The organism is Planococcus sp. NCCP-2050 (assembly GCF_023708025.1).
Lineage (GTDB): Bacteria > Bacillota > Bacilli > Bacillales_A > Planococcaceae > Planococcus.
Genome location: NZ_BRCX01000001.1, coordinates 1647022 through 1671461, shown reverse-complemented (window position 1 = coordinate 1671461; position 24440 = coordinate 1647022). Strand labels below are relative to the sequence as shown.

Sequence of the window (24440 nt, the reverse complement as noted above, 5' to 3'; positions counted from 1 at the left end):
ACGATCACTCTAATTTTTGAAAAAGTAAGAGCTTAGCTTACTTTTAGATGGTTAACTAGTGCAGTTAATGTATCTTCAACTTCCTGAATCGAAGTGGTTTCTGCGAGAGCCGTACTTCCTTCGAACAAGAGCGAAAGCCGAAGAGCTTCAGCATGCGAGAGTCCATGGGCTTGGAAAAAACGAAGCATATTTTCTTTATGGTTTTTCACGGTTTGCGCTATTATTGAAGATTCCTCGCTTCCGAACTCTTCTTTCGCGCGTAAAAACATGCAGCCGTTGGAAGCATGGTTCTTCAGCCAAGTTAAATGGGCGGCGGCCAACTCCTGTTCGACGGAGCCTGATCCGGTTTTTACTGTTTGCTCCAATAAATCAAAATAGGTTTGTTCTCTTCTATTCAAAACCTCTAAAATCAACGCCTCTTTCGAATCAAAATGGTTATATAGCGTCATAAGAGCGATGCCGGCTTCTTGGACAATGGCTTTTAATCCGATTGCATGAAATCCGTGGCGGTAAAAAAGTTTTTCTGCAGCAACCAGCAAATCTTCTTTTTTTGAGCTCATAAAATTCTCCTTTAAGATATAGATATAACGGTCACTCTAAAACTAACACGTTTTGAGATCTTTCACAATGAAAAAGCAGGGTTCCGGCTTTACGGAATCCCTGCTTTTTTAGTTTGATATTCATGAAAGAGAAGCTAGAACCAGCCCGATAGAAGCGTAGATGATGACTGTAGAGAAAATAACCATCATATGGATAAGAGAAAATAGGAACATCTTGTTTGCCCAATCTTTTACCTTCATTTTGCGTGAGCCGAACAGGCTGAGGCCCAGCCAAATCAAACCTAACAGCAAGGAAACCAGAGTCAGCCCCAAGCTGAGCGGCAGAAACAGGAAGCTCGATAGCACCAGCAAAACCAAATAGATATTGCTTTGCAGGAAAGTGCGTTTTGCCCCTTTTGCGACAGGGAGCATAGGAATTTTCGCAGCAGCATAGTCATCATGTTTGCGGATGGCAATCGCGTAGAAATGCGGCATTTGCCAAATGACCATGATCAAAAACAATGCCCAGCATGCTGGGTGCCAAATGTCGGGTGCAACGGCAGCCCAGCCGATTAAAGGCGGCATTGCTCCGGAGATGCTTCCTACTTCCGTATTCCAGATCGTATGGCGCTTTGTCCACATCGTATAAGGGACGACATAGAAAAATACCCCTAAAAAGCCAAGGAAAGCGGCTAATGGAGAAGTGAAATACAATAGCGTCAAGCCAATTACAAGCAATAGGCTAGCGACGATGGCAACTTTCTTAATGGAAATGGTGCCGGTTACAGTTGGACGCCCTTTTGTGCGGGCCATCACAGCGTCGATATCCCGGTCGTATATATTATTGAAAGAACCAGAGGCACCGATGATAAGAGCCGTTCCGATAAAGGCCAGAACAATGTCGCCGATATGATCGATAAAGCTGTACTCGTATGTGTATAAAGCGAGCATCAATCCTGCCACCATTGGAATCAGATTCGATTTGATGATTCCGGTTTTCACGACTTGAGCCCATAATGTTTTCTGTGATTGCTTTTTCATTATTTATAATATCTCCTCTTATAGCTACGAAGATTACTTTAACCTAGCCGATGCTGAATTTCCATCCTTTTCGCTTTTTGTCTTATAACTTTCATTATTCAAAGACAAGTTTCTGTTCAAAAAGTCACAAACGATAAAAAAAGCCATTGTTTTCCGGCCAGTCGGGTGATAAAGTAATAAAAAAACTTATTAAAGAAGTTTAATAAGTTGGGGGAATGGAGCGGGAAATTGAATGGGTGACTTGATAACAACACCAAAATCCATAAAGCAGACAATTTCGACAAGCATTCGCTCAACCCTTTTGGAACTTGGAAGCGCCACGAAAGCAGAGCTGAGCGAAGCGTTGGATATCAGTTTTCCGACTATCAGTAAATTCCTTGGACAAATGGAGAAAGAAGGCGAAGTTTTAGAACTTGGCCAAGACGATTCAAGCGGCGGAAGAAGAGCGAAGCGCTATGCTTACAATCCTGAATATAGCTTGGGACTGGCTATTTTCTTAGAAAAGTCTGCAACGCATTATGTCCTATTTAATTGTGCCGGAGAAGTAAAAGAGCAGGGAACAGAAGCAAGCGTTCTTACAGGGAACAGCATTGAATTATTGGAAGCTCTTATCACCGCTCGTTTGGAAAAACGCCCCAAAATCAGCTCGCTTTCGATAGGGGTCCCTGGAGCGGTCAACAATGGACGGGTCATTTACATACCGGATTACGGCCAGCTGCAAGACTTCGATTTGAAAACGCATCTTGAGAAGCGCTTTTCAATGCCGGCAGCAATTGAAAATGACATGAATGCAGCAGTGGTCGGCTACCATCGCCATCAAGGAATGACAGCTGAGCAATCGCTAGTCTACATCTATTTAGGAGAGAATGGTCCGGGTGCTGGAATTATGGTGAATGGTGATGTAGTGCGCGGAAGCACATTTTTTTCAGGGGAAATTTCGTTGATTCCGCAATATGACCAAGCGAACTTCTGGCAGGCCTTGAAGCTGAAAAACCAAAATGATGCATTAGGACGCATGGTAGCTTCGATTTCAGCCATCCTTAATCCCCATCAAATAATTTTCAGCCATGAAGACATTTCTCAAAGTGAATTAAAAGAAATTACCGAAGCCAGTTCGCAGTTTATCCCTCCCGAACATTTGCCGGAGCTTATAAGCAGTGACTGGAAACAAGATTATTTGCACGGACTCGAAAGTCTTGGGCTTCGTTTGATGCTCAACCAAAATTGAACTGTTGATAAATGGAGGGACTGCCCGTGGCTGTATTGTTTCTGATCATCATCTATTTAGCATTTATCAGCCTTGGCTTGCCGGATTCACTTCTTGGGGCTGCTTGGCCTGCTATGCAGCCTGCATTCGGCGCGCCGCTCGAAACAGCCGGGTTTTTGTTTATGGTCATTGCAGGAGGCACCATTCTTTCAAGCTTAGTGAGCGGTACGCTGCTGAAACGTTTCGGCACGGGAAAAATCGCCTTCGCAAGTTGTTTGATGACGGCTGCGGCCTTGCTCGGCTTTTCTTTTTCGCCTTCGCTTTTCTGGCTATTCCTTTTTGCCATCCCGCTTGGTTTAGGTGCCGGATCAATTGATGCCGGCTTAAATCATTATGTAGCGGAAAACTATAAAGCCCATCATATGAGCTGGCTTCATAGTTTCTGGGGAGTCGGGGCTACGCTTGGCCCGATTATTCTCGCCTTTTCATTAGCGGGCGAACGGTCCTGGAGAAACGGATATTTGATCATTGCCTGCATTCAATTCGCTTTAGTGGTGATTCTGTTTTTTGCCCTTCCTTTATGGAAGAAAAACGAAAAGCCCAAACCGGTTCTAGAAAAACAGACAAAAGAGGACGCATTGCCTGTAGAGAAAAAAAAGCTTAAAGAAACAAAGCCGCTCCGGATCAAAGGCGTGAAATTCGCTTTGGCCACATTTTTGTTTTATTGCGGTGCTGAAGCCACAATGGGCTTATGGGGCGGCAGTTTCCTCGTTGAGATGAAAGGGCTTGAAGTCGACACGGCAGCACGCTGGGTTTCATTTTACTTTGGCGGAATCACGGTAGGCCGATTCATCACCGGATTTGTGACGTTCCGTGTCAATAACCGAACCTTAATCCGAATGGGCCAATTAATCGCGCTAACCGGCGCTTTACTGCTCGTGCTGCCTTTGTCGATCGGAATTTCACTGGCTGGATTTATCCTGGTCGGTTTAGGCCTCGCGCCGATTTTTCCGTGCATGCTGCATGAAACGCCGGCACGTTTTGGCAAAGAGCATGCCCAGTCGATTATGGGGTATCAAATGGCTTTCGCTTATACCGGCAGCACGTTTATCCCGCCATTGCTTGGGGCGCTCGCAGCTTATACGACACTCGGCATTTTCCCGATTTTCGTGACAGTTTTGATCGCAGCAATGTTTTTAGGAGCGGAAAGGCTGAATACATTGATGAAAAACAAAAAAGAATTGCAGGGAAAAATAAACTCTTCTGTAACGTGATAGTATTAATGACGATGAAAATCTAGGGGGAAAAGGATTGGAAACAGAAAAAGACACAGTTTACGTTTCAACAGGCGAACTGGCAAAACGATTAGCAGTTTCTGTCCGCACCATCCGCTATTACGATCAGATTGGGCTTGTGCAGCCGGCAAAAAAAGAAGCGGGCGGCAAGCGGTATTATTCGGATGCGGAAATTTTGGATCTGGAAAAAATCCTGCTGCTCAAATCGCTGGACTTATCGCTTGAAGACAGTCGGAAAGTTCTTTCGGAACAATCACTGTCTGCAGTATTAACTGCCCATAAAGCGTTGCTGGCAGAAGAGATGGAACGCCTTCAGCTTTCAATGGACCATACGCAATCGCTGCTGAATGTACTGGATTTGGAAGGGGCGCTTCACTGGGAAGACCTGATTGAACTGGTAGCGAAGTCTAAAAAGGATAAGGATTGGAACCGGTATTTTTCTGAAGCGCAGCAAGGCCAGTTGAAACAGGCGTTGCCAAAACTTGAAAGCGCGGATGTTTCGACAAAAAAATGGATCAACCTCATCAAACGGATTGAGCTTTGTCTGGCGAGTGGTGTTTCTCCTGAGTCCGTGGAGGCACAGTTAATTGTGGAAGACATGGATTTTCTTTCAGCGGAAACGTTCGGAAATGATCTCCAGTTGGCGGATGATTTCTGGGAAGTCCGAAAATCAGCTGAAGCATCCGAACAATTAGGTTTGTATCCCATTGATTCGGCAGTCATTGAGTTTTTGGAAAAGGCGGCAAAAAAATAAACCCTTCGAGGCAAGAATCATTCTTGCCTCGAAGGGTTTTACTTTTAGGCGAATGAAGTCAGGATGACAGCCAGTCCATTGAAAGCACCATGTATGATGATGCCAGGGATGACTGAACCGGTTTTTTGGAAAGCCCAAGCAAAAATAAGTCCGGAAACAAAATTCACAGGCAAGGTATTATAGGTTGGAATGTGGACAATCGTGAAAATGGTTGAACTGATTAAGAGTCCACCAATGATGCCGAAGCGGCTGCTGAAAAAGCGATAAAGGAACCCCCGATAGAAAATCTCTTCATAAACAGGCGAGATGATCGCAGCCGAAACAAAGGCAATCGCGAAATTTAGAAGCGTCATCTGCGACTGCAGGCTTTCCGTTTTGCTGTTAGCTGTTCCGATGCCAAGGAAGGACATGCCGACGACAATTAATATACTGGCAACAATTAAAATAACAGTCCACCAAAGGATAAACTTCCAATGCTTAATCGCAAAAGATTGCACGCCGAGCGCTTTCCAAGATTGATGATTTGGCTTCAGAACGATCAAATACAGTCCGCCCAAAAAGATGAGGGACATGGCAAATCCGGTGGCAGTGCCTGCGTATAATTCATTTTCAAAAAAGCCAAGTAAGTAATGGAAAAGTCCGTATTCAATAACAATAGGTACAGCGATTAAAGTTAGAAACAATACGTACAGCAGTTCTTTCCAACTCCAGAGATTCATTTTTACATTCATTTTCATTGGTTAATTTCCCTCCAAAATTTATCTTCTTACTCTCAGCGTAGCGGGTGACGTAAGGTCACCTGCAAGCGTTTTTTTAAAAATAGCTATTAATTGGCCAAAACACTTTACATACTATAGGGGGGTATTGTATATTATTGGTGAAGCAACGAAAGGTTCTTTAATAGCGCGGGCAGCCAAACTTTTCATCTCGTTATCAAACAGCAAAGGAGACGATCACCTTGAAATTCTCAAATCTTCTCATGTATGGTCTCATGTTGGCTATTGCCATTGCATTAGCTGCCTGTTCCGGCAACGAAAGCGGGAACCAGGAAACGATGGACCATGAGAACGGGCATATGGAACATTCAAGTACAGGGGAGCTGCCGGATGGCTTGGAAAAGGCCCTAAACCCTAAGTATGAAGAAGGCAGCAGCGTTCTTATGAGTACAGAGCATATGGAAGGAATGCAAGGCGCCGAAGCAACTGTTGCGGGTGCATTCGACACAATCGCCTATGCCATTTCCTATACACCTGTAAATGGCGGAGAGCGAGTCGAAAACCATAAATGGATCATCCATGAAGAAATCGAAAATGCCGGAGAAGAAGCCTTTCAGGCAGGAGACACGGTGACGGTCGAAGCGAGCCATATGGAAGGAATGCAAGGTGCTGAAGCCATAATTGAATCTGTCGAAAAAACCACGGTCTATATGGTGGATTTCACTCCCGCTTCAGGCAATGAAGAAATAAAAAATCACAAATGGCTCGTCGAAAATGAGCTTTCAGCCGAATAAAAGCAACAATCCGCTTTTTTGACATTTTTACGGATTTGCTCTACAATACGGGTATAGGGTATTATGATTCGGGAGGTTCATTATATGGAAGAGACAATCAAATCGACAGTGCAGCCAAACAAACAGCAGCTTTTGAACCGGCTGAAGCGGATTGAAGGGCAAGTACGGGGAGTCCATCAAATGGTGGAAAACGACCGTTATTGCGTAGATATTCTTCATCAAGTAAGCGCCATTCAGTCTGCGATGAACAAAGTGTCACTTGCGTTGCTGGAAGATCATACACATCACTGCGTATCAAAAGCCATCAAAGAAAACAAAGGCGAAGAAGCGATCAATGAATTGATGGATGTTATGAAGACGATGACGAAGTAATCAAAGCAAAATCATTGTATACCCTTTAGGGGTATGGTAAGTTGAAGGAAATCAATCATTAGGAGGAATATCAAATGAATGAAACATTAAAAGTTGAAGGCATGTCTTGCGCGCATTGCGTGAATGCAGTGGAATCAAGTGTAGGAGAGCTGCAAGGCGTTTCATCTGTAAAAGTGGACCTTGAAAAAGGAGAAGTGGCAGTTGCGTTCGATAACAGCCAAACTTCATTGGATAAAATCCAGGAAACAATCGAAGATCAGGGATATGACGTCGTATAAGAGTGCTTTTCAGCACTCTTTGTTTTTAATGAAAATATACCCCCTGGTAGTATAAGAGAGGAGGACTGACGATGGCAGTAGAATCTAAGCAAGCAAATTTCCAGATTACGGGCATGACTTGTGCAGCTTGTGCGACCCGCATTGAAAAAGGCATTAGCCGAATGGATGGCGTCGAAAAAGCCAATGTCAATTTAGCGCTTGAAAAATCGTCTATCCAATACGATCCATCAAAGCTTAGCGAAGCGGATTTTGAAAAGAAAATTGATGCGCTCGGCTATGGCATCGTGAAACAGAAAGCGGAATTTGATATTACGGGCATGACGTGCGCAGCTTGTGCGACCCGTATCGAAAAAGGCATTAGCCGACTTGACGGAGTAGCATCAGCCAACGTCAACTTAGCGCTTGAAAGAGCGACAATTGAATTCAATCCGTCTGAACTGGCGATTGGCGATATCATCAAAAAGGTAGAGAAATTAGGGTACGGTGCTCATCAAAAACAGGAAGACCACGAACAAATTGATTACCGCGAAAAGGCGATCCAGGACCAGAAGCGGAAATTTATCATCTCAGCTATTTTATCTTTGCCCTTACTCTGGACAATGGTCGGCCATTTTTCATTTACGTCGTTTCTCTATGTTCCGGAATTTCTGATGAATCCATGGGTGCAAATGCTGCTGGCAACTCCGGTTCAGTTTATCATCGGGAAACAATTCTATGTGGGAGCTTATAAAGCCTTACGCAATGGCAGTGCCAATATGGACGTGCTTGTGGTGCTAGGAACATCTGCAGCCTATTTCTATTCGGTCTATCAGGCAATTGTGATGGCAGGGACGCATCACGGGGCGCAATTGTATTTTGAAACAAGTGCGGTTTTAATTACATTGATTATTCTTGGAAAGCTCTTTGAAGCAAAAGCGAAAGGCCGCTCTTCAGAAGCCATCAAAAAACTGATGGGACTCCAGGCGAAAACGGCAATGGTTTTGCGCGGCGGCGAAGAACGGGAAGTTTTGTTAGAAGAAGTTGTCATCGGCGATACGATTTTCGTGAAGCCGGGAGAAAAAATTCCGGTTGACGGAGAAGTGCTGGAAGGGTCGACAGCGGTGGATGAATCAATGCTGACTGGAGAAAGCCTGCCGGTCGATAAAACCGAAGGCGACGCTTTATACGGTTCAACGATCAACAGCAATGGATCCATTAAAATGAAAGCCACTAAAGTAGGACGGGATACCGCACTCGCGCAAATCATTAAAGTGGTAGAAGATGCGCAAGGAACCAAAGCGCCGATTCAGCGAATGGCCGATAAGATTTCGGGCATTTTCGTGCCAATCGTCGTCGGCATTGCGATTCTGACTTTCCTCGTGTGGTTTATCTGGGTGGAGCCGGGCAATTTTACGCCAGCACTTGAAGTGTTGATTGCAGTGCTTGTAATCGCTTGTCCATGTGCGCTCGGACTGGCGACCCCAACATCGATCATGGCAGGGTCTGGCCGGTCAGCCGAAATGGGCATCCTTTTTAAAGGCGGCGAACATTTGGAACAGACGCAAAGCATCGATACGGTCGTGGTCGATAAAACAGGCACTGTTACGCACGGGAAACCGGTACTGACGGATGTTCTCCTTGCAGATGGACAGGAGCAAGAAAAGTTTCTGGCACTCATTGGAGCAGCGGAAAAACAATCCGAGCATCCGCTAGCACAAGCTATTGTTCAAGGAATTCAGGAAAAAGGCATTGAACTTGGACAGGTGCAATATTTTGAAGCGGTTCCGGGCTACGGGATCCAAGCAACAGTTTCAGGGCAAGGCGTGCTCGTCGGCACCCGGAAATTGATGGAGCAATATGGTATTGACGTGTCAGCGGTAATGCCGCAAATGGAAAGTTTGGAGAGCGGCGGCAAGACAGCGATGCTTGCAGCCATTAACGGAGAATATGCCGGGCTGGTTGCTGTAGCCGATACCATTAAAGACACATCTAAAGGGGCCATCAAGCGCCTTCAGGAAATGGGCATCCGCGTCATTATGATGACCGGTGACAATGAACGGACCGCACAGGCAATCGGCAAACAAGTCGGTGTCGATGCGGTGATCGCAGAAGTGCTGCCCGAAGGAAAAGCAGACGAAGTGAAAAAACTGCAGCTCGAAGGCAAAAAAGTGGCGATGGTCGGCGACGGCATCAATGATGCACCGGCACTGGCCACAGCCGATATCGGGATGGCAATCGGCACCGGTACGGACGTAGCGATGGAAGCGGCAGATATCACGCTGATCCGCGGCGACTTGAATAGCATTGCCGAAGCGATTCTCATGAGCCGGAAGACAATGCGCAATATCAAACAAAACCTATTTTGGGCATTTGCTTATAACACAGTAGGGATTCCGATTGCTGCGATTGGCTTGCTGGCTCCTTGGGTAGCAGGCGCCGCAATGGCTTTCAGTTCCGTATCTGTCGTTTTAAATTCATTGCGCCTGCAGCGGGTAAAATTAGGCAAAAACTAAATCTTTACGAAAAAAAGCCGAAAGCATATAAAAATGCTTTCGGCTTTTGCTTAAGATAAAAAGTTAGTAAACCGCATGATTCGGTTCTATGAAATGTGTTTCTACAGCGGCAGCGACTTTTTTCAGGATTTCTGTCTTTGTAGCGGAGGTCTTAATCTCCAGAGGCAAAACAAAGGCTTCCGGTTCTTTCGCAGGGAGATGCTCAACCAATAGGGCTTGGCAAGACTCATTACGCGAGCCACTTGAAGATATCAGAAAAACCGAATACAAGCTGGTATCAATAATTTTAGATCTTACATCTTGTTCCTGGTTGAGGGCAAGGGCATCAATCACGCGGCTCACTTTCGTGTCATGATTTTCATCTCGTGTCGGCATAGTTATCCAGATCCTCTCTTTGTATCTGCCTTTTCTTTTATTTATAGTTTCCCTTTTCGTTTGGATATTAATCACTAGTGAAAATTATTTTTCGAAGGTCAATTCACCTATATTTTATCAAATGAAAAATCCGTGCTGGCTTTCGGCACGGATTTTTCTGTTCTATGAGTATCGTCTAAACGAATGATTAAGCAGTTATAGAAGAATAGAGCGCTTGGTGGATAACCTCTGCCGCCTCTATCACCGATTGATATTGTTCAATGGTTCCGGTGTGCAAGTAAGTCAGTTCAAGTATTTGGGTATTGGGTACACATTTTACAAGAATCTGATCTACGTCATCTTTTGTAAACGTTTGAGTGATTCGAACATTATTGTATTCGCAAATCGTTTCTAAAAGAGCGCGGATACTTTCTTTTTTCATAAGGCATTCTCCTTTCGCATCGGAAATTGACTAAAAAAAGTCTGGAGAATCCAAAGCTATGCTTTTGTTCTCAGTATAACACCTTATTTTCTTTCGATCGGCGAAATACAAAAATGATACAGCAATGAAATAATTGTAGTTATCAATAATTGTATTGCTGATTTTTAGAGAGAAGGTTGAATGCTGTGCTGGGACTCCCTTTTCCAAGTTTATTGAAAATCCAATTGAAGTTGATCGAACAAAAAAGGGGAGAAAAAGAAAATTCCGCTTCTATTGACAGGCAGCGGAAAAGTAGAAAATAACCTAAGATATTGAAAAAAGCCGGCGAAAAATGCTAATTTTCACCGGCTTCTTCATTTGTAGAAAAGGCTGTCTTTAACGATAGAAGCGGTATTCGTTGCGATTCGATTTTTTCGCTTCATACAAAGCCATGTCAGCGCGTTTAATCAATTGTTTTTCAGTCGTCGCGTGGTCTGGATAAATGGCAATGCCAATGCCGGCACCGATTTGAATATCGACACCATTATAGCTAAGCGGGGCTTCAAAGGACTGGATGATCCGTTTGGCCATATCTTCAGCGGCCAGCATAGAATCGATCGCCGGAAGGATGACGCCCATTTCATCTCCACCGAGCCTTGCAGCTGTCTGGCCTGGCCTCATGGAACCTTGCAGGCGCATAGCCATTTCTTTGATGACGGCATCTCCAGCATCATGTCCGAAACGGTCGTTGATTTCTTTGAATTTGCGTCCATCAAGCATCAGAATGGCTGCCTTCTTGCCGGTTTGATTCGCTTCCAGAACCGCTTTTTCAAGCCGCTCGTCAAAAGTTCTCCGGTTCGGGATGGCGGTCAAATGGTCATAAAAAGCCATTTTCGCAATTTTATCCTGGAGTTTCCGGCGCTCTGTAATGTCGCGGGCAATCGTGAAGAATTTCTTCACTTTTCCATCTTCGACAACAGGGGTTGGCGAAACTTCCATCCAGATATATTGGCCTTCATGGTTCAGGAAACGGACTTCAATCGTTGCCGGTTTTCCGCCTTCAATGACGGAGGTCACAGTACTGAGCAACAGTGCCCGGTCTTGCGGATGCACATTTGTCGTAAAGGGTTTACCGATAAACGAGTCGTTATCAAAACCCGATACCCGTTCGTAGGCAGGGGATACATACTCAATCTGCCCTGAAAGGTCGACCAAAGTGATGATATCAAATGTACTTTCGGTGATCAGTTTGTATTTTTCCTGACTTTTTTGAAGTTCGATTTCAGCTTTTTTCAATTCCGTCACATTTTTGTAAATGATCGTGGCTCCGACAATTTCCTTGTCTGCATTTCGGACAGGCGAATACGAAGAAATGATATTCAATGATTTCCCGGACTTTGTCATGCGGATGGTATCATGGGAATTCACCGTTTCCCCTTTTGAAATCCTTTCCACAATGGCAAGTTGATCTTCTAGCATATACGGTGGAATGATGGTGCCTTGTCCGTTCACCATTTCTTCTTCCGTAAAGCCGAAAGTTTCTTCAAATGCTGGATTTACTCTTACAATATCTCCGTTCATATCAATAAAGAAAATAGGGTCAGCCGAATTATTCCAAAAGACTTCGAGATTTTCTTTCGTCTCATTCAGCGCGTTATAGGCATGTTTAACTTCTGTAATATCCGTTGCAATTCCGTGGATCCCCACCAATCTTTCGTTGACGATGATCGGAATATTCATGGCCTGTAAATCAATGAGCTGCCCGTTTTTATGAAAGAAACTCAGTTCATAGCGCTGTGGCTGCTTTGTCTTGACGGTTTTAAAGAAAAGTCGCTTCACTTTATCCATTTCAGGAGGCATAAGGGCGGTTTTAAAGTACCCGTCTTTCAACTCTTGGATTGTATATCCCGTTATGTTTTCAGCGCCTGCATTAATACTTTCTAAAAAACCGTGGCGGTCAAAAGTGAAAATGCCATGCGGGTGATTGGCATACAAGGATTTATAGCGCTGCTCACTTTCCTGCAGCAGACCCATCATTTTTTTCTGTTCGGTAATGTCTTTTGCAATTATGTAGACCCCAATCACTTCGTCGTCGACAACAATCGGAATGGTATTTACATAAAAATTAATGATGGCTCCGTCTTTGTTATAGATGGCAGTCTCAAAGTCAATGGCGTGCCCTTGAAGAGCCTGGTCAAAATGGTAAAGCGTATCTTCCAGACAGGATTCCACCACCATGGCAACAACGGAATGGCCAATCAGCTCTTCTTCCGTCAACCCTGTCACTTCGGTGACTTTTTGATTGATGCGGAGGAACTTTTTCTGCTCATCAAATTCGAAGACGGCATTCGCATTATTTTCAACGATGGAATCGAGCCGTTTCCGTTCAATTTCAATCTGTTTTTGGGTTGCTTGAAGGTCTTTTTTCTTATACTCCCGTTCTGTCACATCCCGAATGATGGATAAGATATGGCGGCATTGCCCATCTGCGGAAAATATCGGATTAAGCACAGTTTCACCGATAAACTCCCCGTCTTTTGTATCCACTTTTTCAAGAAATTCAACAGATTTTCCAGCAGTAATCACTTCCTGGTGATAGCTATTGATATTCTGGCTTTGTTCTCCGTTTAATACGTCTTCTATTCGTTTTCCGATGAGATCCTGCGTCGGCATAAGTGCTAAAGCGGAGGGATTTACATAGAGGTAGCGAAAAGAACCGTTATCTTCTTCCATGAGGAATACGGGGTCTTTGACAACATCAAAAAGAGCGGTAGAAGCCAAAATGTCTTGCCCCAATTTCATTGATAAATCCTTCATATAAATTATCCCTCCCTCCCTTCATTAAAACCTTCTAGCTTCATCATCCTAAAGTCGATTTTCAAAAATAGAAGGCTTACATTCTCCAAACTTTCTTTATTTTACATGACCGTCAAAAAAAACTCACCGATTCTTTTCTAATTGTTTGAAATAAAAAGGATATAATTACCATTGTGACTATTCTACTGGGTTGCTTCCAAAGAAGATAGTACCGAATCTGGAATTTTGAATTATTTTAATTGTACATAGAATAGAAACAATATTCTCCAATTAAGCAAACACATATACTAAAGACAGTCCCATATCTGCTAAAATAGACGTACAGAATGAATTTCTGCTGAACAGCTCAGATTCAGATTCATCAGAACGAAAAATTGAAGGGGGATTCCTGATGTTAAATTTAAAGTATTTGGATTTGCTGGCGCAAAAATACGATAGTGAAGAAAAAGTCGTCACCGAAATCATCAATCTTGAAGCCATACTTGATTTGCCAAAAGGAACGGAACATTTCGTCAGTGACTTGCATGGCGAATATCAAGCATTCCAGCACGTATTGCGCAACGGTTCCGGCAACGTGAAAGTGAAGATCCGCGACCTTTTCAAAAACGAAATGCAGGAAAAAGAGCTGAACGAGTTTGCGACTTTGGTTTATTACCCGGAAGAAAAGCTGCAAATGATCAAGAGCGCTTTCAGCAGCAAACAGGAGTTGCGGGACTGGTACATTGAAGTTATCGAGCGAATGCTGAAACTTATTTCCTATGCTTCTTCGAAGTATACCCGTTCCAAAATCCGTAAAGCCTTGCCGAAGCAATTTGTTTATATTATTGAAGAATTATTATATAAAACCGATGAATTTAAAAATAAAAAAGATTATTATGACAAAATTTTAGAACGCATCATCTCCCTAGGCCAAGCCGATAAATTGATTATCGGCCTTGCCTACACGACACAGCGGCTGGTAGTGGATCATCTTCATGTCGTAGGCGACATTTATGACCGGGGCCCGGATCCGCATAAGATTATGGATACGCTCATCGACTACCATTCCGTCGATATCCAGTGGGGGAATCATGATGCATTATGGATCGGTGCTTTTGCCGGATCGAAAGTCTGCTTGGCGAACATCATCCGCATCTGCGCGCGCTACAACAACCTCGATATTATCGAAGATGTCTACGGCATCAATTTACGGCCGCTTTTGAATCTGGCGGAGAAGTATTACGAGGACAATCCGGTATTCCGTCCGAAGCGCATCTCCGGTGAGAACTTGACCGAACAGGAACAGCTGCAGATTACCAAAATCCATCAAGCGATTTCAATCATCCAGTTTAAATTGGAAGCGCCGATCATCAAGCGCCGCCCGTGCTTTCACATGGAAGACCGTCTTCTATTAGAAAAAGTGGATTATGAGAAAAACGAAGCGACCATCCATGGAAAAACTTATCCCCTTGAAAATACATGTTTTGCGACCATCAATCCGGAAAAACCGGATGAATTATTGGAAGAAGAGCAGCAGGTGATCGACAAATTGCTATTTTCAATCCAGCAGTCGGAGAAATTGGCGCGCCATATGAAATTCCTCATGAAAAAAGGCAGCCTTTATTTGAAATACAACGGCAACCTGCTGATCCACGGATGTATTCCCTTGGACGAAGACGGCAGCATGAAAGCGATGGAAATCGAAGGCAAGACCTATGCAGGACGTGAACTCTTGGATGTATTCGAACGCTATATGCGCCATGCATTTGCACATCCGGAAGAAACGGATGACTTTGCGACCGACATGATTTGGTATCTGTGGACAGGCGAAAACTCCTCGCTTTTTGGAAAACGCGAAATGACGACGTTCGAACGTTATTTCATCAAAGATAAAGAGACGCATAAAGAACGCAAAAATCCGTACTATTACTTGCGCGAAGACGAAAATGTATGCCGCCGCATGCTTGAGGAATTTGATTTGAATCCAGACCAGGGCCGCATCATCAATGGGCATACCCCGGTCAAAGAGCGGGACGGAGAAGATCCGGTCAAAGCGAACGGCAAGATGCTTGTCATCGACGGAGGATTCTCAAAAGCCTACCAGTCAACAACAGGGATTGCCGGCTACACGCTGCTGTATAATTCTTACGGCATGCAGCTCGTCGCCCATCAATTGTTCAACTCGAAAGAAGAAGTGTTATCGAAAGAGACAGATGTCTTATCAGTAAAGCGTCTCGTGGATGAAGAACTTGAACGGAAAGTGGTCCGCGAAACGAATATCGGTGAAGGATTGCTCCAGCAAATTGAAAGCTTGAACAGTTTAAGAGAACATCGGTATATGGACTGATTTACAGTGCAGCCAACGAATGAAGTCAGGAGGAAACCTCAAATTGGTTTTTTTCTGGCTTTTTTCGTTTTATATAATTGAAATAATGAGAGCATGTTTAAAAAGTAAAAAAATGAGTGGAATTAAATGGACATCGATAAAATCATTTCCAGCTAATATGATATATTGGTTTTATCTTATATGAAGTGAGAGATGGGGGATTTATTATGCAATTGACGATTCGTGCAACGGGTGAAAATGTGAAGTCGATTTCTCATCTGTTGTCTAAAAATCCAAACAATCTATATGAAAGAAATCAAAAAGGCCACTTAGTGCGCTTTTTCTATAGCAAGTTCACAGAAGATGAACTGGAGGCAACAATTTTTGTCACGCCGGACCCGATTGGACTGATTCAAAATAAAACAAATTCGTATGACATCACCCATTATATAAACGACCGGGAATTTGCAGCGAGCAGCATCTTTTTATCCTTAATCCGTTCTGCGTTGGGGACTGCTTTAAATGGCCAGCCTAAAGAAGAACAGATGGAATGGGTGGAGCATCCCTTCGCCTTTACGCTCGAACTCGGGCCAGTAAATTCAACGCTTTCAGACCGCCAACTAAGAGAATTGTTCGAACCGCTGGGCTATGGAGTGGAAATTACCCAACCGGAGCTTCACTATTCCTTTCGTTTAAAAGAAAGCAGCCAAGTACGCATGATTTCTTTGGCGGGAATCCAAACTTTACAAAATTCCTTGCGTCATTTATTTGTCCTGATTCCAGTAATCGACGACTACAAACATTATTTCATTGACGAGAAGGAGATTGAAAAGCTGGAGAGGTACGGCGAAGGATGGCTGGAAAAGCACCCCCTGAGAGAAGTGATATACCGCCGAGCCCTGCGCTTTAAGGAAGTATACAGTCTCGTTGAAAATACCACTGCAGAAGCTCCGAAAGCGGAACCTGTGAAAAAATCACGGTTAAATGAATTGCGGTATGAAAAAATTGCAGAAACTGCAGAAACGCTGCACCCCAAAACGGTCGTGGACTTTGGTTCAGGCGAAGGGAAACTGGCTGTCAAATTAGGGTTTGTCAGCGGGGTCAGAGAAGTTCTTGCAGTTGAGCCCTCTGAAGTTGAAATTATCAAAGCGAAAAAACGTTTTGAAAAAGCGAAAGGCCAAGAAGCTTTCGTTGAGCCGGAAACCTTATGGGGTTCTTTGTTCTATTACGATGAACGTTTAAAAGATAAAGATTTGATGATTCTATGCGAAGTGATTGAGCATATTGATGAAATGCGGCTTCCGAAAGTATTTGATACACTTCTTCATTTATACAGCCCGAAATCCTTGATTGTCACGACTCCTAACCGTGAATACAATGAAATCTATGATATGGCCGAGCATTTCCGCCATGATGACCATCGGTTTGAATGGACACGGGCGGAATTTCGCAGCTGGTGTGCTGAACGCAATACGAAAGGAATCTATGAACTTGAATTTACAGGAATTGGCGAAGAACACCAGGAGCAGGGAGCGCCGACGCAAATGTGCCTATTTAGAAGGAAGGTGAATGCAGGATGAGAATTGGCTTGCCGCATGCAGGAATCGTTTTGCTGATTGGTCCGTCCAACAGTGGAAAATCTACGTTCCTAAAAAGACAAATTGAGGAAAAGGCTGTTCTGCCATCTGAAGTGGTCAGTTCTGATGACTTCCGTATGAGGGTTGGCGATCTGGAATTCATTGACTGGAAAAACCGGCCGCAAGATGAAGCGAATGGTTTGATGGATGAATATCAGGAGCTGTCAAAAGAGGCATTTACCTTGATGGACAACGTGATTAAAGCGAGATGCCGCTTAAATAAACTGGTTTTTGTCGATGCAACGCACCTTCGTTCTGAGGACCGTAAAAGATACATTGAACTAGCGAAAGAAAATCATGTGCCCATTCAAGCAATCGTCTTTGATGTAAATGAACGCATTCTAACTGCCCGCGATGAAGTACGCGACAACCCGCGAGGAAAGCGTCGGATTAAGCAGCAGTACCAGATCTTCAGAAATGAAAAGCGTTTTATTAAAAAAGAAGGCTTTACAGCCGTTCATACACTGAAGGAAGAAGAAGTTGAATTCTTCCGGAGAACAAACCCGATTGAACTGGATATCGATAAAGGCATCGATGTGATTGGCGATATTCACGGATGCTACGAGGAGCTAATAGAGCTGTTAACCAAACTTGGGTATGAAGAAAATTCAGAAGGGTTTTACATACACCCCGAAGGCCGCCGGTTCGTTTCCGTCGGTGATGTAATGAGTCGAGGGCCTGAGTCGCTTAAGACAATGATGTTCTTTTATCAGCATGTCCAAAAAGGACTTGCGCTGATGGTTGACAGCAATCATGGCTGGAAGATTGCCCGGTGGCTGGATGGGCGTCAGGTCGTATTGAGCCATGGGGATGAAAAAGTGGAAGAAGAATTCCGTGTATACGAACAAAAAGTGGGAATTGAAAAGCTTCAGGAAATAAAACAGCAATTAAAAGACTTTCTTTTAAATGCTCCCTCCCATTACGTCTTTCAGAAAAACGGCGTACCGGTGGTAATCGTCACACATGCAGGCATAAAAGATGAATTTATCGGCAAACAATCCCAAACCATCAGTGACTTCTGCCGTTATGGAGATTCCGACGGATCCCGAGAAAATGGGCGGCCAGTCCGGAAAGACTGGACAATCGGCCATCACAAAAGTGTATTGGTTGTCTGGGGGCATGACCCGAAACCGAAGCCGCTTTTGGTCAATCAGACGATCAATATCGACCAAGGAGTTGTTTTCGGTGGTCAATTAACGGCATATCGATACCCAGAAAGGGAATTTGCAGCAGTCGAGGCAAAGCGGGATTACTCCGGACATCCTGATAATCCGCTTATAGAATGGGAAAAGAATCGATTGAATCCTCCCGATATTGCCAAATTCCTGAAAGGTTATTCAGTTTTGACGGAAGAGTTGGGGGAAGTGCGGATTCCGCCAGAACTGGTGAAACCGGCAATTGATACAGTTTCGCATTTTACGGTTCCGATCGAGCAATTGGTTTACATTCCGCCAACAATGAGTCCAACACCAAATCCTTCTGCGATGGAAAACTATTTGGAGCATCCAAAAGAAGCAATCGAGTATTTCAGAGCAAATGGAATCCATACCATGATTGCAGAAAAGAAACATATGGGCAGCCGCGCTATTCTGTTTTTATTCAAAGACGAGGAAGCTTCCGAAAAGCATACCGGTATCCGTTCTTTAGGGACAATCCATACGAGAACCGGAAAGCGCTTTTTCGACCGCGAAACGGAAGCGCAATTGTTGAGACAGATTAACGAGGATTTAAAGCGGATGAACTATTTTGAAGAGAAAGAAACTGAGTTTGTTCTATTGGATGCCGAAATCATGCCGTGGAATTTAAAAGCCAAAGAATTAATCAGCAGCCAGTACGCGCATGTAGCAGAGAACGCCTTATTAGACCGGACGTTTTTGAGAGACAAGCTGGCTGCAGCTGCGAAAAGCAACACAGAACTGCAGCATTGGTTGGAGGAGTACGAACAAAAACTTGGAAATGCGCAAGATTTCAATGACGTTTTTCAAAAATATTGCTGGGATGTCGATTCAGTAGAGGCCATTCAAATTGCGCCTTTCCATATCCTTGCCCACAGTAACCGGACATTCTTCGACAAGCCGCATACTTGGCATATGGAAATGAACCGGCATTTGGCCAGCCATTCTAATTTGTTTGTGGAGACGGAATACAAAATGATTTCCGATGAAGCCAGTGAAGCGGAAGTGATTGACTGGTGGAAAGAAATAACGGAAGACGGCCATGAAGGCATTATTATCAAACCGGAGTTCTATATAACCAGGCAGAAAGGGAAGCTGTTGCAGCCGGCTATTAAGGTAAGGGGCAGCCGCTATTTGAAAATCATTTACGGCATGGATTATTTAGAACCGGCTAATTTAATAAGATTGAAAAACCGAAACACCGGCAAAAAGCAGAAACTAGCCTTAAAAGAATTTACTTTGGGGATAGAGGGAATCAGTCGCTATGTAAACGGGGAAACGATTGAACGGGTCCACGAATGTGTATTAGGGGCACTTGCTTTAGAATCTGATCCTGTAGACCCGAGATTATAACAAAATGGCTTAAAGAAGTAGAAAACGTTTCAAGTTCATCAAATCAATTTATTATCTATAAGTCGAAAGGAACTTCATCTCGAGGTTCCTTTTTTTCATACACTCTAAAAAAAGCAAAAAAGTGACAAGATTGATTTATAGTTGATTGTATGGAAACATAGAAGATAAAGGCTTTGGATAAAATTCAGTGAAAGCAATTTTGACGAATGGAGGATGTATGGTGATGGATCCACGCATAATGGTGTTGATTTGTGATGATAATATTGCTGTCCATGAGAGCCTCAATGCTTATCTGCAGGCCGAAGGAATGGACAGTGTTTCTGCATATGACGGGGAACAGGCACTTCAGCTCTTAGCGGAAAATCCGTTTGACTTAGTGGTGCTGGACATTATGATGCCGGGAATTTTCGGTACGGAGGTATGCAAGGAAATCCGTAAGACGAGCGACATTCCGATTCTGATGCTGAGTGCGCGAAGTGAGGAAATCGACCGGATTATTGGGCTGGAAATCGGGGCTGATGATTACATCACCAAACCTTTTTCGCCTCGGGAAGTGGTGGTGCGCATCAAAACCATCCTAAAGCGGGTGCAGCCGAAAAAAGAAAGTTCGCAGCGTTTAACGGGCGGCAATCTTTCAATCGATGTGGAAGGCTACGAGGTGCGCGTGAATGGGAAGCTAGTGGAATTGACCGCCAAAGAAACAGAATTATTGGCGTTTCTGCTCCGAAATGCCGGGACGGTCGTGAACCGGGAAGAGCTGTTGTATAAAGTATGGGGCTATGATTACTTGGGCGATACCCGCACCGTCGATACGATGATCAAGCGCATCCGCCAAAAAGTTGCGGCCGTTTCCCCGGACTTTTCCATTAAATCGATTTACGGGGTCGGCTATAAATTCGAGGCAAACTTATGAAGCGGTTGTTTTCCAGTAACCTGTGGATCGCCTTTGTCATCTTAGCCATTTTCATCTCCGGCCAATTGCTCGGTGCTTTCGCGATCAAGCATTATTTCATCGAATCCAAATTTGAAGAACTTCAGCCGTCGCTTTCCCTGGTCGGGGAAGAAGTAGTAAAAGGCGAAAAAATCAGCAGGACCGATGATTTTCTTATCAAAGCCTATGACGTTTACGGCAAGGAAATCGATGTTTACAAGGATGGATCGGTTCCGCCGGCAGCTGAAGACGAACAAGTGAACGACAAACTCATTTCACATTTGCCAAAAGTCATCAGCGGGAAAACGGAAACGGAGATTCGGGAAGTGCCGGGCTTTTCTTCACAAGCGATCATCATTGGGCAGCCGCTTGCCGAAGGCGGTGAAGTAACCGGAGGCATTTATCTGTTGAAGGAAGCCCGTGCCTACCAGGCGGCGCTAAACGGGTTCTATTTGGTTTTCTTCGTAACCTTGGCAGTTGGGACAATCATCATTCTGGCCTTCCTTTGGACGTTCATCCGGCAGAAAAACGAATTGGAGCAAATGCGCAAAGACTATGTAGCGAACATCAGCCACGAGCTGAAAACGCCGCTTGCTTCCATCAAAGCTCTGACGGAAACGTTAGCCGATCATGTCGTGACGGACCCTCAGAAAGTGGACCAGTACTACAGCATCATTTTGAGGGAAAGCGCGCGCCTCGAAAAGCTCATCGCGGATTTACTGGAACTTTCAAGGCTCCAGCATAAACGGGCGGCTTTCACAAAATCGGTGGTAGATGCCAACGAAGTGCTCCAGGAAGCTACCGAACCTTTTGAAATATTGGCAGACGATATGGAACTGCGGTTCCGCATTACCGAGGAAGCCAAAAACCTTCCGGCTGTCTATTCCAATAAAGATCGGATTGTCCAGGTGCTGATGATTCTATTGGACAATGCGTTTAAATTCACGCCGCCCCATGGCCAAGTGACCATCGATGCGAAAACAACCGGGAGAAAAGCGGAGATTATCGTATCGGATAACGGGCCCGGCATTTCAAAAGAGATCCTTCCGCAAGTTTTTGGGCGCTTCAATAAAGAAGATTTGTCCCATACAAGCGTTGGCAGCGGCCTTGGCCTTGCCATCGCACAAGAAATCATGGAACAGCTGGGCGAAAAAATCAAAGTGGATAGCAAGCTCGGTTCCGGCACCACTTTTACGATCACGTTAAAAAGAGCATAAAAGCAATCGGCAGAAAAACGTGCGTTTTGTATCGTTTTTCTGCCATTTTTGTGCCACATTGTTTTGTTATGGTTTGGTTATAGAAAAAACGACAAAACAAAAAGGAGTGTTTGATTCGTGAAAAAATCAGCTGCAGCCATCCTCTTATCCTTCTTTCTCGCAACTCTGCTTGCGGGATGTTCACCCGATTCGGTGGACGACGTGGCAGTAGAAGCCAGTGAAACTTCCAATGAAGCCCTTGATGCTTCGTTCGTTGAAAATAAACAATTGGATGTAGCCTACGGCGGTCCTTGGGAAACGCAAAAGCTCGACCTCTATTTGCCAAATGAAGGAGAAGGTCCGTTCCCGGTGATCGTAGCCATTCACGGCGGCGGCTTTATGCAAGGGGATAAAACCGGAAAAGACATTGAACCCATGTTAGAAGGTGTGAATCGCGGGTATGCGGTGGCAGCAGTCAATTACCGCCTGTCAGGCGAGTCCTTGTTTCCCGCAGCCATCAGCGACGTAAAAGCAGCCATCCGTTATTTAAAAGCGAATGCTGAAGAATACAATTTGGATCCTGATAAAATCGCCGCATGGGGCAGCAGTGCCGGCGGTCATTTAGCAGCGCTCGCAGGAACTAGCGGGGACGATAATGCATTGGAAAGCAAGAACATGGCAAATGCCAGCTATTCTTCAGATGTGCAGGCAGTGGTTGATTGGTACGGGCAGATCGACTTCCTTAAAATTGATGAACAGTTTGAAGGTTCGGGAATTGCACCGAAAATCGGCGATCGCAGCGCCGCCGATTCACCTGAAAGCAAATTTTTAGGCGGCAGCCTTGCCGATAAAGCGGAAGCGGCTGAAAAAGCAAATCCTGAAACGTACATTACGGAAAACGATCCGGCTTTCCTGATTCAGCACGGTTCAGCCGATCCGAACGTGCCCGTCCAGCAATCCATTGATTTTGCAGAAGAACTGACGAAGACCTTAGGGGAAGACAAAGTGGAGTTCAGCCTGTTTGAAGATGCCGTCCATGGCGGCGAACCGTTCCAATCTGACGACAACCTGGATGCCGTTTTCGCATTCCTCGACCGTTTCTTGAAATAAAATAAAAAGTTTTAAAAAAACGATTCTTTTTTCCAAGTCATCCGTCTATTCGGGTAACAGCTCTTTTGAAAGAAAAGAGTGAATGAGGAGGAAGAAAGATGGAGAGAAAGAAAAAGGGGTTTTTGAAAAAAGCAAGAAACGTGATGCTGCTGGTGGCGGCATGCCTATTGATGTTGGGAGGCTTGCCGAAAGGGTTTACAGAAAACGTGCAAGCGGCGGAAGTGAAGCTCGATAACCGGACAGCCATTCAAACGGTCATCGAAAAAGAATTCAACGGACCGGACAAAAAGTACCGCGAACTTTGGAATGCAGCGATGAAAGAACTCTCGAAAGAGTTGACGGAAGAGCAGTACCAGGAATATCTGAAATCACCAACCAACTTGAATTTATTGGCTTATACGGAAAAAACCTATGCACCTTATTTCACTGAAAAAGGCTATGACGTGTTCACTTATACAGGAGATGCGTTCATGGCAAGCATGTATCCAGGCGATTTCAATTTGAAAGTGTCCAATATCAAAATCAAACAGAATATGAAAAGAACCAAATCGTATAATTTCACTTTCGAAGTGACTTACACAAATCCGCACAAACAATCTTCCGTCTTCAATTACCGAGGAAAAGCGAGTTTGCCGCAGCCCGGAAAGATCAGCGTCATCGAATTTACGGACTTGAACGGGCTTGAAGACGAATTGAATAAACTCAACAAAAAATAAAAGCTGCCTATGGCGGCTTTTTGTTTTGGCTGGAACTTTTATCGGTTTTCTTCGTTTCATTAATGAATAAGAATTCCGGTGAAGCGAGGTGGGAAGATGAAATGGTTAAACAGCAAATGGTTTGAAAAAATATTTCTGGGTGTATCCGGACTCCTGCTGATCTGGCTGATTTTCGGATTTGTAACAGTAGGAGGCTTTATACTTCTGTTATTTATGGAAGAACTTCAAAAATGAGGCTGCATAGTTCATGTCATGTGTGTTGAACTTTTTTAGAAGTGTAGCCAATGTACAAAAAGACAAAACCTGTAATTACCGTAGCTGCGGCATGCACGAAACCGCCTATGCTTGCGCTAATCCCGCCACCCGTTACGCTTGCCGCAATGTTCATAAAAAGGAACCAGACAGGAATCGGCAGCAAGAATGCCGTGAGATAGCCAGCATGAATCCACCTGTGCGATTTGTTCCCGGCAAACAGTTTTGCCGCAAAGCTCAACAAAGCGATATAGACGGCTAAAACCAAAAGCTCCATCAAAATCCCTCCTTATGCATCTAATGACCGGATTTTTTATCCCGCTCATACTCCGCTAAAAATTTCTCGTCTTTCTTTTTATCGACAAGGATCCAGATCACGTAAAGAAGAACTGAAAAAGCGAGAATCAGTAAAGACGCATTAAACACAAAATCAAAATCCATTTCTGTGATGGAATAGTTTTCTCCATTGTCATTAATCACTTCAAACGTTGGGGCGCTGTAATCCCACAAAAAGAAAGACAGCACGCCGCCTATTAAGAGCCCGCCTAAAACAGAAAGCAAAAATTTCTTCATCCGCCACCTCCTAAGCTAATTCTATCGCAACGAGAGGGAAATACTATAAGAAGTTTGACTATTCTGGATTTATTTCCAGAATAATGAAACGCTTGCCTTTTCAATGCTTATA

The 24440-nt window shown here is 44.3% G+C and carries 23 protein-coding genes; 15 read left to right on the top strand and 8 right to left on the bottom strand.

The window, feature by feature from the left end; translation table 11 throughout:
• Positions 1-32: 32 nt before the first annotated feature.
• Together NFU07_RS08305 and cyoE are read right to left on the bottom strand one after the other, a co-directional pair.
• Positions 33-560: a TetR/AcrR family transcriptional regulator gene (locus tag NFU07_RS08305; protein ID WP_251476625.1), complete on the bottom strand. Its 528-nt coding sequence runs from the start codon at positions 558-560 to the stop codon at positions 33-35.
• Positions 561-680: 120 nt separating this feature from the next.
• Positions 681-1580 carry a heme o synthase gene (gene cyoE / locus NFU07_RS08300; protein WP_251476623.1) on the bottom strand — a complete coding sequence of 300 codons (900 nt, stop codon included), beginning with the start codon at positions 1578-1580 and terminating at the stop codon, positions 681-683.
• 232 nt (positions 1581-1812) lie between these two features.
• Here cyoE and NFU07_RS08295 point away from each other — a divergent pair, with 232 nt between their 5' ends.
• From NFU07_RS08295 to NFU07_RS08285, 3 genes are read left to right on the top strand one after another with little or no spacing between them, the layout of a single operon-like run.
• The gene (locus tag NFU07_RS08295; RefSeq protein WP_251476621.1) at positions 1813-2808 is read left to right on the top strand and encodes an ROK family transcriptional regulator; all 996 of its coding nucleotides are present in this window, start codon (positions 1813-1815) and stop codon (positions 2806-2808) included.
• Between the two features lie 26 nt (positions 2809-2834).
• Positions 2835-4061: an MFS transporter gene (locus NFU07_RS08290; RefSeq protein ID WP_251476618.1), complete on the top strand. Its 1227-nt coding sequence runs from the start codon at positions 2835-2837 to the stop codon at positions 4059-4061.
• A gap of 37 nt (positions 4062-4098) precedes the next feature.
• Entirely contained in the window at positions 4099-4836 is a 738-nt protein-coding gene (locus tag NFU07_RS08285) for a MerR family transcriptional regulator (RefSeq protein ID WP_251476616.1), read from the top strand.
• A 44-nt stretch (positions 4837-4880) separates the two neighbouring features.
• Here NFU07_RS08285 and NFU07_RS08280 read toward each other — a convergent pair whose 3' ends face one another.
• Positions 4881-5573, bottom strand: coding sequence for a CPBP family intramembrane glutamic endopeptidase (locus NFU07_RS08280; protein WP_251476615.1), 693 nt, complete (start codon positions 5571-5573; stop codon positions 4881-4883).
• A gap of 242 nt (positions 5574-5815) precedes the next feature.
• On the opposite strand from NFU07_RS08280, the gene NFU07_RS08275 reads away from it, so the two are divergent.
• The 4 genes from NFU07_RS08275 (at position 5816) to NFU07_RS08260 (ending at position 9488) form a co-directional block, all read left to right on the top strand.
• Entirely contained in the window at positions 5816-6346 is a 531-nt protein-coding gene (locus NFU07_RS08275; RefSeq protein WP_483879663.1) for a YdhK family protein, read from the top strand.
• A gap of 84 nt (positions 6347-6430) precedes the next feature.
• Positions 6431-6718 carry a metal-sensitive transcriptional regulator gene (locus tag NFU07_RS08270; RefSeq protein ID WP_052649850.1) on the top strand — a complete coding sequence of 96 codons (288 nt, stop codon included), beginning with the start codon at positions 6431-6433 and terminating at the stop codon, positions 6716-6718.
• Positions 6719-6792: 74 nt separating this feature from the next.
• On the top strand, positions 6793-6996 hold the full coding sequence (gene copZ, locus NFU07_RS08265; protein ID WP_052649851.1) for a copper chaperone CopZ: 204 nt from the start codon (positions 6793-6795) through the stop codon (positions 6994-6996).
• Between the two features lie 71 nt (positions 6997-7067).
• Positions 7068-9488: a heavy metal translocating P-type ATPase gene (locus NFU07_RS08260; RefSeq protein WP_251476611.1), complete on the top strand. Its 2421-nt coding sequence runs from the start codon at positions 7068-7070 to the stop codon at positions 9486-9488.
• 63 nt (positions 9489-9551) lie between these two features.
• On the opposite strand, the gene NFU07_RS08255 is transcribed toward NFU07_RS08260, so the two are convergent.
• From NFU07_RS08255 to NFU07_RS08245, 3 genes are all read right to left on the bottom strand, one after another.
• On the bottom strand, positions 9552-9863 hold the full coding sequence (locus tag NFU07_RS08255; RefSeq protein ID WP_251476608.1) for a hypothetical protein: 312 nt from the start codon (positions 9861-9863) through the stop codon (positions 9552-9554).
• A gap of 187 nt (positions 9864-10050) precedes the next feature.
• The gene (locus NFU07_RS08250; protein ID WP_251476606.1) at positions 10051-10284 is read right to left on the bottom strand and encodes a hypothetical protein; all 234 of its coding nucleotides are present in this window, start codon (positions 10282-10284) and stop codon (positions 10051-10053) included.
• A gap of 375 nt (positions 10285-10659) precedes the next feature.
• Positions 10660-13080, bottom strand: a complete 2421-nt coding sequence (locus NFU07_RS08245) for a PAS domain S-box protein (protein ID WP_251476603.1) — start codon at positions 13078-13080, stop codon at positions 10660-10662.
• 391 nt (positions 13081-13471) lie between these two features.
• Between NFU07_RS08245 and NFU07_RS08240 the strand changes: the two genes are divergently transcribed.
• The 8 genes from NFU07_RS08240 (at position 13472) to NFU07_RS08205 (ending at position 23737) form a co-directional block, all read left to right on the top strand.
• Positions 13472-15406, top strand: coding sequence for a fructose-1,6-bisphosphatase (locus NFU07_RS08240; RefSeq protein WP_251476601.1), 1935 nt, complete (start codon positions 13472-13474; stop codon positions 15404-15406).
• Between the two features lie 206 nt (positions 15407-15612).
• The gene (locus NFU07_RS08235) at positions 15613-16965 is read left to right on the top strand and encodes a 3' terminal RNA ribose 2'-O-methyltransferase Hen1 (protein WP_251476599.1); all 1353 of its coding nucleotides are present in this window, start codon (positions 15613-15615) and stop codon (positions 16963-16965) included.
• A complete protein-coding gene (locus NFU07_RS08230) occupies positions 16962-19550 on the top strand; it encodes a polynucleotide kinase-phosphatase (RefSeq protein WP_251476596.1) in 2589 nt (862 codons plus the stop codon). Before NFU07_RS08235 ends, NFU07_RS08230 begins: the two co-directional genes overlap by 4 nt.
• Positions 19551-19773: 223 nt before the next feature.
• A complete protein-coding gene (locus tag NFU07_RS08225; RefSeq protein WP_251476595.1) occupies positions 19774-20463 on the top strand; it encodes a response regulator transcription factor in 690 nt (229 codons plus the stop codon).
• Positions 20460-21698, top strand: coding sequence for a sensor histidine kinase (locus NFU07_RS08220; RefSeq protein WP_251476593.1), 1239 nt, complete (start codon positions 20460-20462; stop codon positions 21696-21698). Before NFU07_RS08225 ends, NFU07_RS08220 begins: the two co-directional genes overlap by 4 nt.
• A 117-nt stretch (positions 21699-21815) precedes the next feature.
• Positions 21816-22787: an alpha/beta hydrolase gene (locus NFU07_RS08215; RefSeq protein WP_251476591.1), complete on the top strand. Its 972-nt coding sequence runs from the start codon at positions 21816-21818 to the stop codon at positions 22785-22787.
• A gap of 98 nt (positions 22788-22885) precedes the next feature.
• A complete protein-coding gene (locus NFU07_RS08210) occupies positions 22886-23503 on the top strand; it encodes a hypothetical protein (RefSeq protein WP_251476590.1) in 618 nt (205 codons plus the stop codon).
• Between the two features lie 96 nt (positions 23504-23599).
• A complete protein-coding gene (locus NFU07_RS08205; RefSeq protein WP_251476589.1) occupies positions 23600-23737 on the top strand; it encodes a hypothetical protein in 138 nt (45 codons plus the stop codon).
• A 16-nt stretch (positions 23738-23753) separates the two neighbouring features.
• Here NFU07_RS08205 and NFU07_RS08200 read toward each other — a convergent pair whose 3' ends face one another.
• Together NFU07_RS08200 and NFU07_RS08195 are read right to left on the bottom strand one after the other, a co-directional pair.
• Positions 23754-24032 carry a hypothetical protein gene (locus NFU07_RS08200; protein WP_251476588.1) on the bottom strand — a complete coding sequence of 93 codons (279 nt, stop codon included), beginning with the start codon at positions 24030-24032 and terminating at the stop codon, positions 23754-23756.
• Between the two features lie 20 nt (positions 24033-24052).
• Positions 24053-24328, bottom strand: a complete 276-nt coding sequence (locus tag NFU07_RS08195; protein WP_052649866.1) for a hypothetical protein — start codon at positions 24326-24328, stop codon at positions 24053-24055.
• Between the last annotated feature and the right edge of the window lie 112 nt (positions 24329-24440).